The organism is Bhargavaea ullalensis, from assembly GCF_042432615.1.
In the GTDB taxonomy this organism is placed as follows: Bacteria; Bacillota; Bacilli; order Bacillales_A; family Planococcaceae; genus Bhargavaea; species Bhargavaea ullalensis.
In genome coordinates this window covers 1-14,110 of sequence record NZ_JBHLWY010000008.1, presented here as the reverse complement: position 1 = coordinate 14,110, position 14,110 = coordinate 1, and the positions used below count along the sequence as shown (strand labels likewise).

Annotated in this window: 19 protein-coding genes; 4 read left to right on the top strand and 15 right to left on the bottom strand. The window is 59.1% G+C overall.

Annotated elements, in window-relative coordinates:
* The 4 genes from ACFFIY_RS02005 to ACFFIY_RS01990 all read right to left on the bottom strand — a co-directional run bounded on the left by ACFFIY_RS02005 (position 1) and on the right by ACFFIY_RS01990 (position 3,224).
* Positions 1-807, bottom strand: a complete 807-nt coding sequence (locus ACFFIY_RS02005; protein ID WP_354196683.1) for an ABC transporter permease — start codon at positions 805-807, stop codon at positions 1-3.
* 403 nt (positions 808-1,210) lie between these two features.
* Complete coding sequence (locus tag ACFFIY_RS02000; protein ID WP_354196681.1) at positions 1,211-2,212, bottom strand: sodium:calcium antiporter; 1,002 nt, start codon at positions 2,210-2,212, stop codon at positions 1,211-1,213.
* Entirely contained in the window at positions 2,212-2,664 is a 453-nt protein-coding gene (locus tag ACFFIY_RS01995; RefSeq protein WP_354196679.1) for a YaiI/YqxD family protein, read from the bottom strand. Before ACFFIY_RS01995 ends, ACFFIY_RS02000 begins: the two co-directional genes overlap by 1 nt.
* On the bottom strand, positions 2,661-3,224 hold the full coding sequence (locus ACFFIY_RS01990) for an ATP-binding protein (RefSeq protein ID WP_354196677.1): 564 nt from the start codon (positions 3,222-3,224) through the stop codon (positions 2,661-2,663). Before ACFFIY_RS01990 ends, ACFFIY_RS01995 begins: the two co-directional genes overlap by 4 nt.
* Before the next feature lie 122 nt (positions 3,225-3,346).
* Between ACFFIY_RS01990 and ACFFIY_RS01985 the strand changes: the two genes are divergently transcribed.
* Entirely contained in the window at positions 3,347-4,021 is a 675-nt protein-coding gene (locus ACFFIY_RS01985) for a hypothetical protein (RefSeq protein ID WP_354196675.1), read from the top strand.
* Positions 4,022-4,204: 183 nt separating this feature from the next.
* On the opposite strand, the gene ACFFIY_RS01980 is transcribed toward ACFFIY_RS01985, so the two are convergent.
* The 9 genes from ACFFIY_RS01980 to ACFFIY_RS01940 form a co-directional block, all read right to left on the bottom strand.
* Positions 4,205-4,504 carry a rhodanese-like domain-containing protein gene (locus ACFFIY_RS01980; protein WP_354196673.1) on the bottom strand — a complete coding sequence of 100 codons (300 nt, stop codon included), beginning with the start codon at positions 4,502-4,504 and terminating at the stop codon, positions 4,205-4,207.
* Between the two features lie 27 nt (positions 4,505-4,531).
* On the bottom strand, positions 4,532-5,341 hold the full coding sequence (locus ACFFIY_RS01975) for a sulfite exporter TauE/SafE family protein (protein ID WP_354196671.1): 810 nt from the start codon (positions 5,339-5,341) through the stop codon (positions 4,532-4,534).
* A complete protein-coding gene (locus tag ACFFIY_RS01970; protein WP_354196669.1) occupies positions 5,338-5,691 on the bottom strand; it encodes a rhodanese-like domain-containing protein in 354 nt (117 codons plus the stop codon). The genes ACFFIY_RS01975 and ACFFIY_RS01970 overlap by 4 nt, the downstream gene beginning before the upstream one ends.
* A gap of 40 nt (positions 5,692-5,731) precedes the next feature.
* Positions 5,732-5,992, bottom strand: coding sequence for a metal-sensitive transcriptional regulator (locus ACFFIY_RS01965; RefSeq protein WP_354196667.1), 261 nt, complete (start codon positions 5,990-5,992; stop codon positions 5,732-5,734).
* A gap of 52 nt (positions 5,993-6,044) precedes the next feature.
* Positions 6,045-7,445 carry an MBL fold metallo-hydrolase gene (locus tag ACFFIY_RS01960; RefSeq protein WP_354196665.1) on the bottom strand — a complete coding sequence of 467 codons (1,401 nt, stop codon included), beginning with the start codon at positions 7,443-7,445 and terminating at the stop codon, positions 6,045-6,047.
* A 155-nt stretch (positions 7,446-7,600) separates the two neighbouring features.
* Complete coding sequence (locus ACFFIY_RS01955) at positions 7,601-8,455, bottom strand: MBL fold metallo-hydrolase (protein ID WP_354196792.1); 855 nt, start codon at positions 8,453-8,455, stop codon at positions 7,601-7,603.
* Positions 8,456-8,535: 80 nt separating this feature from the next.
* Positions 8,536-8,814: a hypothetical protein gene (locus ACFFIY_RS01950; protein WP_354196663.1), complete on the bottom strand. Its 279-nt coding sequence runs from the start codon at positions 8,812-8,814 to the stop codon at positions 8,536-8,538.
* A 116-nt stretch (positions 8,815-8,930) separates the two neighbouring features.
* Positions 8,931-9,587 (bottom strand): hypothetical protein, encoded by a 657-nt coding sequence (locus tag ACFFIY_RS01945; RefSeq protein ID WP_354196661.1) that lies wholly within the window; start codon positions 9,585-9,587, stop codon positions 8,931-8,933.
* 132 nt (positions 9,588-9,719) lie between these two features.
* The gene (locus ACFFIY_RS01940) at positions 9,720-10,274 is read right to left on the bottom strand and encodes a biotin transporter BioY (protein ID WP_354196659.1); all 555 of its coding nucleotides are present in this window, start codon (positions 10,272-10,274) and stop codon (positions 9,720-9,722) included.
* A 108-nt stretch (positions 10,275-10,382) separates the two neighbouring features.
* Here ACFFIY_RS01940 and ACFFIY_RS01935 point away from each other — a divergent pair, with 108 nt between their 5' ends.
* The gene (locus tag ACFFIY_RS01935; RefSeq protein ID WP_354196657.1) at positions 10,383-10,709 is read left to right on the top strand and encodes a CHY zinc finger protein; all 327 of its coding nucleotides are present in this window, start codon (positions 10,383-10,385) and stop codon (positions 10,707-10,709) included.
* A gap of 46 nt (positions 10,710-10,755) precedes the next feature.
* On the opposite strand, the gene ACFFIY_RS01930 is transcribed toward ACFFIY_RS01935, so the two are convergent.
* Together ACFFIY_RS01930 and ACFFIY_RS01925 are read right to left on the bottom strand one after the other, a co-directional pair.
* Positions 10,756-11,844: an AI-2E family transporter gene (locus ACFFIY_RS01930; RefSeq protein WP_354196655.1), complete on the bottom strand. Its 1,089-nt coding sequence runs from the start codon at positions 11,842-11,844 to the stop codon at positions 10,756-10,758.
* Positions 11,845-11,937: 93 nt separating this feature from the next.
* A complete protein-coding gene (locus tag ACFFIY_RS01925) occupies positions 11,938-12,786 on the bottom strand; it encodes a VOC family protein (protein ID WP_354196653.1) in 849 nt (282 codons plus the stop codon).
* 118 nt (positions 12,787-12,904) lie between these two features.
* Between ACFFIY_RS01925 and ACFFIY_RS01920 the strand changes: the two genes are divergently transcribed.
* Entirely contained in the window at positions 12,905-13,234 is a 330-nt protein-coding gene (locus ACFFIY_RS01920) for a winged helix-turn-helix transcriptional regulator (RefSeq protein ID WP_354196651.1), read from the top strand.
* 108 nt (positions 13,235-13,342) lie between these two features.
* The gene (locus ACFFIY_RS01915; RefSeq protein ID WP_354196649.1) at positions 13,343-14,011 is read left to right on the top strand and encodes a GntR family transcriptional regulator; all 669 of its coding nucleotides are present in this window, start codon (positions 13,343-13,345) and stop codon (positions 14,009-14,011) included.
* Positions 14,012-14,110 lie beyond the last annotated feature (99 nt).

Genomic DNA, 14,110 nt, shown 5'->3' with positions numbered 1-14,110 from the left:
TCACCTCCACCTCAGGATTTTGCGCTGCAGGCCGCGGAGCAGCAGCGAGAACAGATAGCCGAAAAATGAAATCAAAATCAGTCCGACGTACATCTTTTTCAGAAGAAATGCTTTGTACGAAGTCCAGATCAGGAACCCGATCCCCGAAACGGACCCCATCATCTCGGCGGCCACGATCGTCAGAAGCGCGATCGCCTGCCCCATCTGGATCCCTTCAAGCATGACCGGAAGCGCCCCCGGGAAGGCGATCTTCAGGAAGTAGTCCTTTGAATCCGCGCCGTAGTTTTTCGCCACGTCCATATGGATCGGCTCGATGTTCAGCACGCCCGCTGCGGTGTTGATGACGACCGGGAAAAACACGCTGCCCGCGATCGTGACGACTTTGGACAGGTCGCCGATGCCGAACAGGATGATGATGATCGGCAGAAGCGCCAGTGTCGGAATCGGCATGAGCGCCATGACGATCGGCTGGACGAAATGCCGGATCGGCGAATACAGCCCCATGAGCAGCCCGATCACGATGCCCGGTATCACGCCAAGCAGGAACCCCATGAAAATCCGGTACAGCGACACACCGATATGATGGACAAGTTCCCCGCTTGAAAGCAGTTCCCAGAACGTCGCCACGATTTCGGTCGGCGGCGGAAAGAAACGCGGGTCGATCATCGCCGTCCGCGACAGAAACTCCCATAATAGCAGCATGAAGACCGGGGAGGAGACGGTGAGGAGCTGCTTCAGCCGTTCTTTCATCTGCCGCTTTTTCCACTCTTGTCGTTCCACTTCAACCGGATTGTTTGTCGATGCCATGCGCCTTCACCCCTTCTTGCTCAGGATATGAGCCCGCCCGGTGTTGCGTGTAGGCGCGTGGCTTGTGGGGTGGGGGTGAGTTGGGGTGTTGGTATGGCGAGTGAGCGCGTTGGGGCGCTGAGTGAGCGCGTTGGAGCCTCGAGTGAGCGCATATGCCGGCCGAGTGGATTCATGGGCATGGGTCGGCCGGTTTTCAACGCAAAAGACCCGCCTCCGGAGTGGAGGCGGGTCTTGGAGAGCATGGAAGTGAGTGAGCGCGTTGGGGCGCTGAGTGAGCGCGTAGGCTTCGTGAGTGAGCGCGTTGGAGCCTCGAGTGAGCGCATATGCCGGCCGAGTGGATTCATGGGCATGGGTCGCGCAAAAGACCCGCCTCCGGGGTGGAGGCGGGTCTGGCTGGATGGATTCATCCCTGGAACATGAGGTAAGATGCGACGAAGTAGCCGATAATGATGAGCGCCGACGGCGCGGCGTATGAGAAGCCGGATTTCGTCCGGCGGCGTGCGAGCGCGAAGAGGATGATCGCAGAGAGCGCCAGGACGACGAGTGCGGTGATGCGGTGGGACGGGTCGCCGGCGGACAGCACGGGGCCGCCGCGGTAAAACAGGTCGGCGAGGAAGATGATGAGCATGTTGAACATGTTCGAGCCGAGGATCCCGCCGAGTGCGAGGTTGACGTTGCGGATCTTGAGCGCGATGTAGACCGAGACGGCTTCCGGGAGCGAGGTCGTGGCCGCGATGAGGAAGCTGCCGACGAAGCTTGATCCGAGGCCGGTGATGACGGCGATTTTGTCGCCCATCACGGACAGGACGGTGCCGGCGGCCATGATGAGGAGCGCGGCGAGCGAGAAGCCGATGACCGCGCGGCGGACGGTGATTCCTTCGTTTGCGCCCGTTGTTTCTGCGGCCAGCTCGGCTGCCGGGACAGCCGGCTCATCGGGCACCCGCCGCGAAGCGCGGCCGACAATCACCATGCCGATTGCATAAATCAGGACGAGCACGATGGAGTCGAGACCGACGCCGAGCACCGACCATTCCGGATGAAACACGAGTGATACATAGGTGACCGCCATCAGGACGAATCCCGTGCCGGCCGTGTACAGGTGATTGCGGCCGGCTTTTTCAAGCAGATGCTGCCTCCGGTAAAGCAAGTCGAAGCAGGCGAAGATGAACAGGTTGAACATATTCGAGCCGACGACGTTTCCGATGGCGATGTCGGGGTTGCCGATGAGGACGGCGGAAACACTTGTCGTCACTTCAGGCAGCGACGTCGCGCCCGCGAGCAGGAGCGTCCCGACGAGCAGTCCGCCCATCGCCGTCTTCGTGCTGAGCACGTCGGCGTAATTCGACAGTTTGATTGCGGCGAATACCGTCACCGCGGCAGCAAGAACAAACCAGACAAATGGCATCACGATTCTTTCCTTTCCGGGCGCTCTCCGATGAGTGCCTCCAGATTCCGTTCAAAGCGCTCGTTCGCTTCTGCCTTGCGCTTTTTGGGCCCTTTCATTCGGCCGCCCGCTTCCCGGACTTTCCGCGAGATGTAGCGGCTGCCGAGCAGGGAATCGATGTTTTCCTCCGTGTACAGGCGGCCGTTCTGGTCGATCGGCCTGCCGCCTTTCGCGAGCACCATCGCGGCAAGCCCGTAGTCCTGGGTGACGACGATGTCGCCCTTGTCCACCCGGTTCACCAGTGAAAAGTCCACCGAATCAGCCCCTTTTGACACGATGACCGTTTCCGCCCCTTCGCGGAACATCTCATGCGCCGTGTCACAAAGCAGGAGAACGGGAACATCGTGACGGCGGGCCGCACGGATCGTCTCCGCCACGACCGGACAGCCGTCTGCGTCCACAAGGATTTTCATGTGCGCCGCCCCTTTCCGCCGGCGAGGCCGAGAATTCGTCCGATCACCGGATTGATTTCTTCCGTGCCGGACACGGTAAATAGATGATCGGCTTCCCCGGCAGCCGGCATGACGTCGGGGAATTGCTTTTGCTGCCGTTCCAGCAGGTCATCATAAGTCAGGCTGACGCGGAAGACGTCCGTGCTTTTTTGGCTTTTTCTGATGCGGAGCCGGAGCATGTCTTCGGACAGGTTGAAGCAGACGAGGACTGTCTCAAATCCGTATTCCTTGTACCGGTCGAGCCACTCGCGGCGGTCTTTTTCGCCGAGGTTGGAGTTGGACAGGATCAGGTGGCAGTTTGTGTGCTCCGCCGCATATTCGGCAAGGGTCCGGGTCAGGTCATGCTTGATCCGGTTGGGTCCTTTTTCCGGAAGGAGCTGCGGATAGTGGTCGTTCAAGAATTTCGCCTGGCGGTCCTGGTCGATCACGACGGTGTTGGGAAGTTCCTTCGCGAGCAGTTTGGCAAAGGTGGTTTTTCCGCTGTGGGTTTTTCCGACAGTCATCATGGCCAATCGGGTCAAGAGCCGCTCCCCCTTTCATCCGGATGTTTCTTTTAAACATAGCACAGCCCTGCCTGCAACGCATGGGAAGAGTGCGCTATAATCGGATCATGATGAACTTGACGCCTGATCTGAAAAGACAATTGAACAGTTATAGTATTTATCCCGGCGAGCCGGCGCATCCATTGTTTACCCTCCAATCGCTGAAGGCAGACCCCGGCGCTGCGCTTGATCTCGTGCAGGCGGTGAGCCGCACGGACAACCGGACGATTGCGGCATCATTTTTCACGCGGCGGCTCGGTATGTTCACGGCGATGCAGCTGTACTTGCTCACCGTCTATGAAGAAGTGTGGGAAGGGCCGGATGACGCGCTCCGGTTCGGGGCCGTCGAAGAATTCGGCAACCTGACCGTGAGCCAATTTCTCGCCGGCGGCAGGTTCCGCCCGGTAGATGCGGATGAACGTCCGGAAACCGTCCGCCGGTTGCTGCTGGTGTATGTGAAAGAAGTGTCGGATGCCTTGCGCACGGTTTCCTCTGCTTCGTCGCTCACCCACTGGGAGAATATGTTCGGCTTTCTCCTTTATCATTTCCACGTGCTGTTGTCTGATCCCTATACGGAGCCGGATGCGCGGGCGGTTCTGGATCTGCTGAAGGACGACCGGACTTGGGATGGGCTCGCCAAGGAATCGCTGTTCGCCCGGTATTTACGGGGGTGTGCCCCGTCGCAGCTTCTGAACACGACCGTCCGCACGACTTGCTGTCATTCGAAGGACGTGCCGGGGCTTATGCAGTGCGGGTATTGCCCGTTGAAGAAGTGAAAGTCGGCGAGTGGGACGCTTTGCCTCGCGAGTGAGACGCTATCTTCTCCGAGTGAGTCGCTTTTGCCCGCGAGTGAGACGCTGTCCGCTCCGAGTGGGACGCTTTCCTCCAGCACGCTTGAATGATGGCCCATTTAAACAGGCACACTCCTGGTCGCGGAGTGTGCCTGTTTTCTTTGATGATTAATTTTCAACGGGGCCGTTCCAGTCGCCCATGCCGGGTGCGACGCGGATGGTGTTGGTGCGGCCCTGCGATTCGAGGGCTTCGATGGCCCGGCCGGCGCGGCCGCCGGAGCGGCACATGATGTAGACGTCGCCTTGTGCCGGAATTTCATCGGCCCGGTCGCCGACTTGGGCGAGCGGGATGTTGACGGCACCGGGTGCGTGGCCGGCGGCGAACTCGTCCGGTTCACGGACATCGATCAGCGTGACCCGGCCGTTGCCGGCGAGTTCCAGGTATTCTTCGTTTGTGATGGTTTTCATAGAAAATCTCTCCTTTTCGGGTTCAAATCAAAACAGCTGCAGAAGCAGATTCCGCCAAATATTGACCGCCGTCCCGATGATCAGGATGGCCAGAATCCACTTCAAAACTTTCGTGTTCATCTTCTGTCCGGCCTTGGCGCCGAGCGGGGCGGCCAGGAGTCCGGCGACTACGAGGATGACCGCCGGCCAGAGCAGCACCTGGCCCGTCATCACCTTGCCGGCGGTCGAGCCGATCGACGAGATGAACGTAACGGCGAGCGACGTGGCGATCGTCGTCCGGGCGGGGATCTTCAGCAGGCTCAGCATCACCGGGACGAGCAGGAATGATCCCCCCGCCCCGACGATGCCCGCTCCGAGGCCGACGACAAACGCGAGTCCGGCGGCGAGCGGGACGGAAAACTGCACATCGTCTCCCCCGCCATCCGGATCTTCTTCCTTCCCGGGCACGAGCATGAGGACCGCCGCCAGCACGGCGAGGATGCCGTAGACGACGTTGACGGTCAGTTCCTCCAGTCCGGAGGAGCCGAAACCGCCGATGAAGCTGCCCGCCAGCACGGCGATGCCCATCGTCAGGATGAGTTTCTTGTTCAAAAAGCCGCTGCTGCGGTAGGCCCAGACGCCGCCGATCGTGGCGGCGATCACCTGGACGGCGCTGATGCCGGACACCTGGTGGGCGGTGAACGCTGCGAATCCGAGTGCCGGCGGGATGTAGAGCAGGAGCGGGTAGTTGACGATGGCGCCGCCGATGCCGACCATCCCGGAGATGAAGGAGCCGGCGAATGCGATGGCAAACAGCGTCAGGATGAAGGGCAAGGCCAGGTCAGGCGCAGCGCTCAACCGTTCCAGGCTCCCATCCCGCCGCGGACGTTCGTGACTTTCTCAAATCCCTGTTTTTTCAGGATGCGGGCGGCCTGTGCGCTGCGCATGCCGCTCTGGCAGATGACGACGGTTTCCTTGGCCTTGTCGAGTCCGGCCGCTTTTGACGGCAGCGCATTAAGCGGGATGTTCTTGAATTCTTTGATGTGCCGGCCTTTGTATTCTGCCGGTGTTCGGACGTCGATGAATTGTTTTGTGCGGTCGCCGAGCATTCCCTTCAGGCTGTCGGCGCCGATCGTCCTGACGCCTTTGGCCGGCTTGAGCCGCCAGACGAGGAACAGGACAATTGCAAGGATGATGATCCATTTCATTGTAAAACACGCTTCTTTCCGGTCGGATTCACTGCAGGAATCAGTTCGACTTGACGAGCAGGTCGATTGCTTCCTGGACGTGTTCGTTTGTGTCTTCTCCTGATTCGATGCTTTCGCGGATACACGTTTCGAGGTTGGTGCTGACGACGACGCCGACGGTCCGGTCGAGGGCGCTCTTGATCGCCCGGAGTTGCATGACGACTTCCCGGCAGTCCCGGCCTTCCTCCATCATCTGCAGGACGCCTTTCACCTGTCCCTCAATGCGGCGCAGACGGTTTTTCACTTTTTGGTCGTACTCCATCGTTCGGCTCCTTCCCGGGCCGGCAGGGAGTTTTTCGTCTTTCGGCCCGTTTTTAATCAACTATAGCATGGCCGCTGCTCTTCCAGGCACCGAATCCTCCCGCGAGGTGCTGCACGTCCCGGAATCCCCGGGCTTTCAGGATGCTCGATGCGATCGCCGAGCGGGCGCCGCTCTGGCAATGGACGAGAAGTTTGCGGTCGTGCGGGAGTTGTTCGGTCCTCAGATGGCCGAGGAAATGATGTTGTGCACCCGGCATGCGGCCGGCCTTCCATTCCGAGTCGTTGCGGACATCGATCACGAGGGCGTCATGCTGTTTTTTTGCTTCTTCGAATTGGTCGGGCGACAAGGTGCCGTACGAATCCGTTCCGGCCGCTTCAAGCGCCGTTTCCGGGCGGACGAACGCCTTGATTTGATCCAGATGGATCGACTCGAGTGCTTCGCGGATCGCGCCGTCCGTTCCTTCTTCCGCGACGACGAGAATCGGCTCATCATAACCGATGAGCCAGCCGGCCCAGTTCGTGAACGACTTGTTGAACGGGATGTTGATCGCCCCTTTGACAAGGGCCTTCCCTGCCTCGGCTGCCGGGCGGGTGTCGAGGACCAACCCGTTTCCTTGATCGCGGAGTTCATTGAACCGCCCGGCGCCGACAACGGGAATCGGCTGGCGGCCGAGCAGGTCCGGGCCTTCCTTGTTCACTTTTTTCATCATGGCAAAGTAAGCAGGGGCTTCTGGCTGGCCTTCGAGGATCCGGCCGATGAAGGCATCACGGTCTTCTTCCTTCATCGCCCAGTTGTTCTGCTTTTCATAGCCAACCGTTGAAACCGGCACGGCGCCGAGCGATTTCCCGCATGCGGATCCGGCCCCGTGTCCCGGCCAGACGATCAGGTGGTCCGGCAGCCCTTTGAACCGTTGCACGGAATCAAACAGCTGCTTTGCGCCTTCATCCGCCGTGCCGGCCATTCCTGCCGCCTTTTCAAGCAGATCCGGCCGCCCGATGTCGCCGACGAAGACAAAGTCGCCGGTGAAGATGCCGAGCGGACCGGCCGCGCCGCCGCCCCGGTCGGTCAGGATATAGGAAAGGCTTTCCGGCGTATGGCCCGGCGTGTGCATCACTTGAAAATCAACGTTGCCGACGGAAAAATGGTCTCCGTCCTTCAGCAGCACGGCGTCCACGGAATCGGCATAGTTGTATTGCCAGCCTTCGCCGCCTTCACCCGACAGATAAAGCCGGGCGCCGAGGTCTTCCGCCAGCTGGCGTGCGCCGGATGTGAAATCTGCGTGGATATGCGTCTCGGCCGCGGCCGTGATGCGCAATCCTTCTTTTTCCGCACGGGCGACGATCTCTTCCGAGTGCCGCGGCGGGTCGATGATGAGGGCTTCCCCGGTGCGCTGGCAGCCGATGAGGTACGCATACTGGGCCAGCCGTTCATCGAAAAATGTTTGTAAGAACATCAGTCTTCCTCCCCGGTGTTACTTGTTTTATACCCCTTAGGGTAAATCTAATATACCCCCCGGCGTATGAAAAGGTCAACCGGTCTGCTCGAAATCTTTTTTGCAAGGTCATTGGAAACAGCCTGCATCCGCATTCAGGGACACAGGCTTTCCGGTTATTCTTTGTCTTGTCCGTCCACGTACTTGCCGTGGTCGGGGACGGCGAGCTCCTTGAAATGTTCGGCAAGTCGTCCGAGATGATTCTGCAAATATTCCCCGCTCACCGGGACGCCGTGGCCGGTGAGTGCAATCCGGGGCTGCAGCATGGCGAGCGCCTTCACCGACGACTCGGCCGATTCCCAGTCCGGGGTCAGGTAAACCGGCGGCCCGCTCAGTTCAAGTTCCTGGGTCATCACTTTGTACATGGCGTCCTGTTTGACCGTGACGAACGCATCTCCCGCAATCAGGGCGCCGTCCGACTCGCGGAACAGCGACACATGACCTTCCGAATGCCCCGGCGTGTGGATCCACTGCCAGCCCGGCATGTGGGGAACGGTGCCGTCTTCCGGAAGTTCGTATGCCCTGCTTCCGATGTCGATGGCTTCTGTCGGGAACAGCTTGGACATCTTGGCGATCATGCCGCCTTCCACCGTCATGTCCGGATCCGGATAATCCCGCATTCCCGTGATGTACGGAATTTCCAGCGGGTGCGCATAAACGGGGACATCCCACTTTTCGAGCACGTCAATCAATCCTCCGATGTGGTCGAAGTGGGCATGCGTAAGGATGATGGCCTTCGGCGGATTGTCTTCTCCGAACCGCTTGACCGCCTCCCCGATGATCTTCTCGCCTGATTTTGGCATGCCGGCATCGATGAGCACCCATTCGTTCCCGGGCCCAGGCCGGCCGTAAAAGATGACGTTGACAATCTGGATCGTGAAGCTGTACAGGTCCTCGCCCATCGGAATGCCGTCGCCGCTGTTGACGGACGTGATCGGCTGCATCCGCTCCGTGGATGCGCTTCTTTCCATCGGCTCTTGATGATCCATCGATCGATCTCCTCCCGTTTTGTCCGTTCTTCTATCCCTTTCCCGCTTTTCAGGAAATCACACTAGCCCCTCGCCCGGTAGGCCCGGATCGACAGCTTCGCCGACACGTAGAATGACACGGCCGCCGCCCCGTAAAGCGTGCCCATGAACAAACCGGCCAGAAGGTTATTCGGGTGGCTGACGAAAACGGAAATCAGAAGCCCGATTGCGACGGCAACGGTCGGAACGACTGCCGGGGGGATGCGAAATGAGTGCTTCAGGATCTGCGTGCCGATGAGCACAAGCGGGACGGCGAGAAATACGTCCCATATATTGGTGGTGATATGGGGAAATTCGGCCACGGAACCCCTCCTTCTTTTTCAGCCCGAAAGCCTTCGGGAAGATAGTATGGACAAAACCCGCTTTGAATAGGCGCAAAAACCGGCGGGAGCTTCCGCCTCCGCCGGTTTTCGGGTGTTCATTCCATTTCTGTTCCCGATTCTTCCATCTCATCCAACACGTCAGGGAAGATCATTTCATCGAACGGCTCGCCCGTCGCCTCGTCAATCAGGCTGACCTTCACCCCGAGATCATCCGGTTTCACGCCGTCGAACAGCTGGACATACATGCCGGCAAAGCCGACGCCGAGCAGCGCGAATCCGTCAAAAGAGTTTTCGAACTGCTCCCGGTCGACGGTGACCTCAAACTTTGTATATCTCTTATCGTGGGTGATGTCCCGGATCGACGGATAGTCGCCGCCTTTCATCTCGTTCGTCAGCCCTTCCACGCTTTCCAGCAGCTCGGCCATCATCTCCTTGTGCTGGTCCTTCGACATTTTAAACGTCACGGAGCCGTCGGCGTTTTTCACCGCGTCGGCTTTCCCTTCCGCCTTCGCCTGCTCCACCGCCTCGTCGATGTCTTCCCCTTCAAAGAACGAAGGCGGCACCGTCACTTCCACGTTGAACAGTCCTTTGTCGACTTCCACCGCTCCGCCTTCCGCCTGTTCTTCCCCGGCCGGCGCTTCCCCATTTTCGGGAGCATCCGGATTTGCCTCATCTGCCGCATTTTCCGCTTTTCCGTTGGCGCCGCATCCCGCAAGCAGGATGATCAGCACAAGCACGATCCATTTTTTCATGGTGAATTCCCTTCTCTCTGTTGTATTGATCTGATCTTACCAGACCCCGCCCCCAGGACCTTCCCCTGAATCGGGAAAGGTTGGCCAAAACAAAGAAGCCCTCCGCATGGAAGGGCTCTTGGGAACCTTTGATCACCGAAGTGCCGCCGGAAGCAGCCGGGCGGTTTCGAGGCGTTTCCGGACAAGCACGCCAAAGACGGCGGCGAATATCGCTTTCACCATATCCGGAATGATAAACGGGATCATGCCGCCGGCGAATGCGCCGGTCCAGGAAAGGCCTGCCATGTACTTGAGCCAGACCGAGCCCGCCAGCAGGACGAACAACGCCCCCACTACTGTTGCCGCGATTCCCGCCGCCGTCCGTCCGCCGCCCTTCTCGAAAATAAAGCCGATCAGGAAAGCCGCCGGAATATAGCTGAGGATGAAGCCGCCGGTCGGGCCGAAGATGATGCCGAGCCCCGCTTTCATGCCGGCGAACACCGGGATGCCGATCGCGCCGAGCAGAACATACAGCGTCGCCGCCAGCGTTCCGTACCGCTTGCCGAGGATGACGGCCATGAGCGGCAGGACGAGCGTCTGTGCGGTGAACGGCACAGGCGGCACCGGGATGATGATCTGCGCCCCCACGCCCATCAATGCGGCAAACAGGGCCGCCAGTATCATCATTTTGAGTCGTTCGTTTCCCATCGTTGTTTTCCCCTTTTGGTTAACCTGTTTTTTATTTCAGTTGACCCTTCTATGATATATACTGAATGAAAGCCCGTCAACCGGGCATTTTGAAGGGAGAGGAAGCGGATGCGGATTCACGGCTTGGAAGTGGAAGGGCCGGTTCTGGACGGCGAGACGCGCTGCCGGCATTACCACGGGGAGCGGGACCGGATCGCCATCCGGTTTTATTGCTGCGGCAGGTGGTTTCCTTGTCATTCCTGCCATGCGGAAGCGGGATGCGGCGGCCATGCGGTCTGGCCGGCGGACCGGTTCGGGGAGGAGGCAGTCCTGTGCGGCGGATGCGGGCACCTGCTGACGATCCGCGAATACTTGGAGGGAGATCCGGCATGCCCGTCCTGCGGCGCCGCGTTCAATCCGGGGTGCCAGCTGCACAGGGGTCTTTACTTCGAATAAAACCGCACACGAAAACCGCGGCCCGGAGACCGCGGTTTTTCAGTTTCTATTCGCTTGCCACGTCGCTTGTCGCCGCCTGGCGGATGACCCGCCGGCGTTCATACAGGTTGCCGATGATGACTTTGCCGACCGCATAGGCCGGGACGCCGAGCAGGATGCCGACGAAGCCGGCGATGTTGCCTGCGGCGAGGATTACCGTGATGACGGTGAGCGGGTGGATGTCGAGTGACTTGCCCATGACGTTCGGCGTGATGAGGTTGCTTTCGACCTGCTGGGCAACCACCATGACGATCGCCACGCCGATGAGCAGCTTCGGATCCTGGATAAGCGCAATCAGCAGCGCCGGCACGACCGACACCCACGGGCCGATGAACGGCACGAGGTTCATGAACAAGCCAAAGATCGCGAGGATGAGCGAATACTGGAGGCCGATGATCAAGTATCCGATGAGCAGCATGATGCCGACGCAAAGGCTGACGAGCATCTGTCCCTGAATGTATGTCTTGAGCGTGCGGTTGACGTCCTGAAGCGTGCGGACGACGAATGTTTTCGTGTCACCCGAAAAGAATTTCGACACGAACGGGATGAACCGTTCATGGTCCTTCAGCATGTAGACGAGGAAGAACGGCGCAAGCACGAGCATGAAGATCGTCTGGAAGAACCCGGTCAGGAATGAAACGAGACCGCCGCCGAGGCCGAGTGCGATTTCGTTCACCCGCTCCCGTGCGGTCTGAATGCCATTTTCGACGAAGTCCGGCCACTCCTCCCGGCGGTCCAGCACATAGTTCACCGATTCCTCGACCTGATCCGCGATTTCGGGCAGGTTGTCGGCGAACGCATTCGCCTGCTTGTTGATCATCGGGCCGATCATCGCATACAGCGCCCACAGGACGGCGACAATCAGGAGCAGGCAGCTGAGGATGCTGGCCCATCTGGGGAATTTATACTTTTCCAGCAGCCGCTGCACCGGCTCGGTCAGATAATACAGCACTCCGCCGACGAGCAACGGGAGGAATATCGTCTTCAGGATGATCAGGATCGGCGAAAAGATCCCTTTGATGTCGATGAAGAAATGAATGATGAGCAGGGCGAGCAAAATGCCGACACCCGCCTGGAACCACAGTTTCTTAGTCATGGGAACCCCTTTCGTAGACGAACGATATGCCTTAAGTATACATCGTTCATACGATTGCCGGCACCCATGGTTTCAAAGAAATGAAGCGGATTTTCAAGCGAGGAGGATCCGGTTGCCGGACGGATCGGAAACGGTCATCCGGTCTCCTGCGCCGGACGGTTCCCAGCCGAGTGAGCGGAGGCGCCCCGCGGCGGCCGACCGGGTTGTGTCATTAGGGAACACGACCGTGAATGCCGCAAGACCGGCACTGTCCGGCCCTTGCGGAAGCACCCCTTTCCCGTTCCACGTGTTCAGGCCGATATGATGATGGTAGCCGGAGTCGGACATGAACAGCGCCTGCGGATAGTGGCTCACGACTTTGAACCCGAGCCCGTCTCCGTAGAATCGGCGGGCCTCCTCCAGGTCCGACACATGCAAGTGGATATGGCCCATGACGGTATCCGGCGGCATGCCCTCCCATTTCGCATCCGCGGCGGCAAGGACAGCCGGCAGATCCAGAGGCTCGGTCGCCATGCGCACTTCGGCACCGTCCCATTTCCATTGATCCGGCGGAAGGTCACGGTAGATTTCGATGCCGTTGCCTTCCGGGTCTTCCAGATAAACCGCCTCGCTCACGAGATGGTCGGCAGCTCCGATCGGGATGCCGTGCCGGCTGAGATGGCGGACGGCCGTCCCCAGATCCGCACGCGAAGGCAGCAACAGGGCGAAGTGGTAAAGGCCGGTCCTGCGCGGGTGTTTCGGATGCACCGTTTCGCTTGTACGGAGCACGAGAAGCGGCGTCTTTCCGCCGGCGGCAAGCTCGACGCGGCCATCTTTTTTGTCCAAAATCTCCAGGCCGATGATCTCCCTGTAAAATGTGGTCATTGCGGTCAAATCCAACACGTTCAACTCGACGGATCTGACAAACGTTGCCGGTGCACGGTGAAAGACAGTCAAATTCATTCTCCTTCCGAGGTTACATTTTGTAACCAAGATACTGGTTGGATCCAGTTACGTCAAGTAACTAATTTGTTTTCCGGAGGAGACGGCTGTGATAAACTGGGCACAAGGAGTGATTCGCATGGAACAGACAGAACTGTGCCCGCGGTTTGAGCAGGCCGTCTCGCTGCTGAGCCGGCGCTGGAACGCGCTGATCATTTTCTCCCTACTCGAAGGCCCCCGGCGTTTCTGTGCCGTCACAGAACAAATCGGGATCAGCAATCGTCTTTTGTCCGAGCGGCTGAAAGAACTGGAACAACACGGCATTGTCAGCCGCACCGTTTTCCCGGACACTCCGTCGCGCATTGAATACAGCCTGACGGACAAGGGAATGGCGCTTCTGCCGGTGCTTCAGGAAATCCAGACATGGGCCACCCGGTGGATTGAACCGGGGCAGGGAATACCGGAATAATTGCTGTACAGCGTCGTTATGCAATATATTGCATATCATTGAACTGAATTTTCAAGTATAATCAATTCATCAGACCCGGTTTTTTCCGGGACAGGGGTGAGTAGAGATATGCCGATTCCAACAGACCATTCAAGGCCGGTTCGGCTGACCGCCAAAGAAGCCGCCTTCAACCAGCTGCAGCACTGGATCATCGACGGGACACTGCGTCCGGGTGAAAAGCTGAATGATCTTGAGATTGCCCAGGCACTGGGGGTGAGCCGGACGCCCGTCCGGGAATCCCTGCAGCTTCTGGAGACACAGGGATTCGTGAAAATGTATCCCGGGAAAGCGACTCAGGTGACAGAGGTGGATCCCGAAGCGATCAATGACCTGCTGCCCCCGCTTGCGGCGCTTCAGGCATTGTCCGCCGAAATCGCGGCGCCCAAGCTGGACGGGGAAACTGCCCGGCGGCTGAGCGAGGCCAATGAAGAATTCGCAAGAGCCGTCCGCTCCGGGGACGATGAGGCGGCACTGCGGATCGATGAGCAGTTCCACCAGATCATCGTGGATCTTGCGGATAATCCGTATATCCATACAGTGGTGGATAATCTGCAGGCCCATGTGCGGCGGCAGTTCTTCCATGATGCCATCGTGCTCAGGGAACAGTCGGTCCAGGAACACGAGGCGATCATCCGGGCGATGAAAGAGGGGGACGGCGAACAGGCCGCTTCCATCATGAGGACAAACTGGATTTCGGCGATTGATGAACTCAAGGCTTCCAGGTCTTCCAATGCATAACGAAAGGGCCGGCGGAATGATTCCGCCGGCCCTCAGACTGTAGACAAAGTGAGCCTAATGCTCCTTTGGCTACAGTTTTTCTTTTTCCTGAACATCCTT

What these genes read in the sequence shown, in the direction of transcription:
- ACFFIY_RS02000 (WP_354196681.1), bottom strand. Translation starts at nt 2,212, where the DNA reads ATGCCATTTGTCTGGTTTGTTCTTGCTGCCGCGGTGACGGTATTCGCC.
- ACFFIY_RS01980 (WP_354196673.1), bottom strand. Translation starts at nt 4,504, where the DNA reads ATGAAAACCATCACAAACGAAGAATACCTGGAACTCGCCGGCAACGGC.
- ACFFIY_RS02005 (WP_354196683.1), bottom strand. Translation starts at nt 807, where the DNA reads ATGGCATCGACAAACAATCCGGTTGAAGTGGAACGACAAGAGTGGAAA.
- ACFFIY_RS01995 (WP_354196679.1), bottom strand. Translation starts at nt 2,664, where the DNA reads ATGAAAATCCTTGTGGACGCAGACGGCTGTCCGGTCGTGGCGGAGACG.
- ACFFIY_RS01960 (WP_354196665.1), bottom strand. Translation starts at nt 7,445, where the DNA reads ATGTTCTTACAAACATTTTTCGATGAACGGCTGGCCCAGTATGCGTAC.
- ACFFIY_RS01945 (WP_354196661.1), bottom strand. Translation starts at nt 9,587, where the DNA reads ATGAAAAAATGGATCGTGCTTGTGCTGATCATCCTGCTTGCGGGATGC.
- ACFFIY_RS01920 (WP_354196651.1), top strand. Translation starts at nt 12,905, where the DNA reads ATGGAACAGACAGAACTGTGCCCGCGGTTTGAGCAGGCCGTCTCGCTG.
- ACFFIY_RS01955 (WP_354196792.1), bottom strand. Translation starts at nt 8,455, where the DNA reads ATGGAAAGAAGCGCATCCACGGAGCGGATGCAGCCGATCACGTCCGTC.
- ACFFIY_RS01965 (WP_354196667.1), bottom strand. Translation starts at nt 5,992, where the DNA reads ATGGAGTACGACCAAAAAGTGAAAAACCGTCTGCGCCGCATTGAGGGA.
- ACFFIY_RS01925 (WP_354196653.1), bottom strand. Translation starts at nt 12,786, where the DNA reads ATGAATTTGACTGTCTTTCACCGTGCACCGGCAACGTTTGTCAGATCC.
- ACFFIY_RS01970 (WP_354196669.1), bottom strand. Translation starts at nt 5,691, where the DNA reads ATGAAATGGATCATCATCCTTGCAATTGTCCTGTTCCTCGTCTGGCGG.
- ACFFIY_RS01935 (WP_354196657.1), top strand. Translation starts at nt 10,383, where the DNA reads ATGCGGATTCACGGCTTGGAAGTGGAAGGGCCGGTTCTGGACGGCGAG.
- ACFFIY_RS01915 (WP_354196649.1), top strand. Translation starts at nt 13,343, where the DNA reads ATGCCGATTCCAACAGACCATTCAAGGCCGGTTCGGCTGACCGCCAAA.
- ACFFIY_RS01930 (WP_354196655.1), bottom strand. Translation starts at nt 11,844, where the DNA reads ATGACTAAGAAACTGTGGTTCCAGGCGGGTGTCGGCATTTTGCTCGCC.
- ACFFIY_RS01940 (WP_354196659.1), bottom strand. Translation starts at nt 10,274, where the DNA reads ATGGGAAACGAACGACTCAAAATGATGATACTGGCGGCCCTGTTTGCC.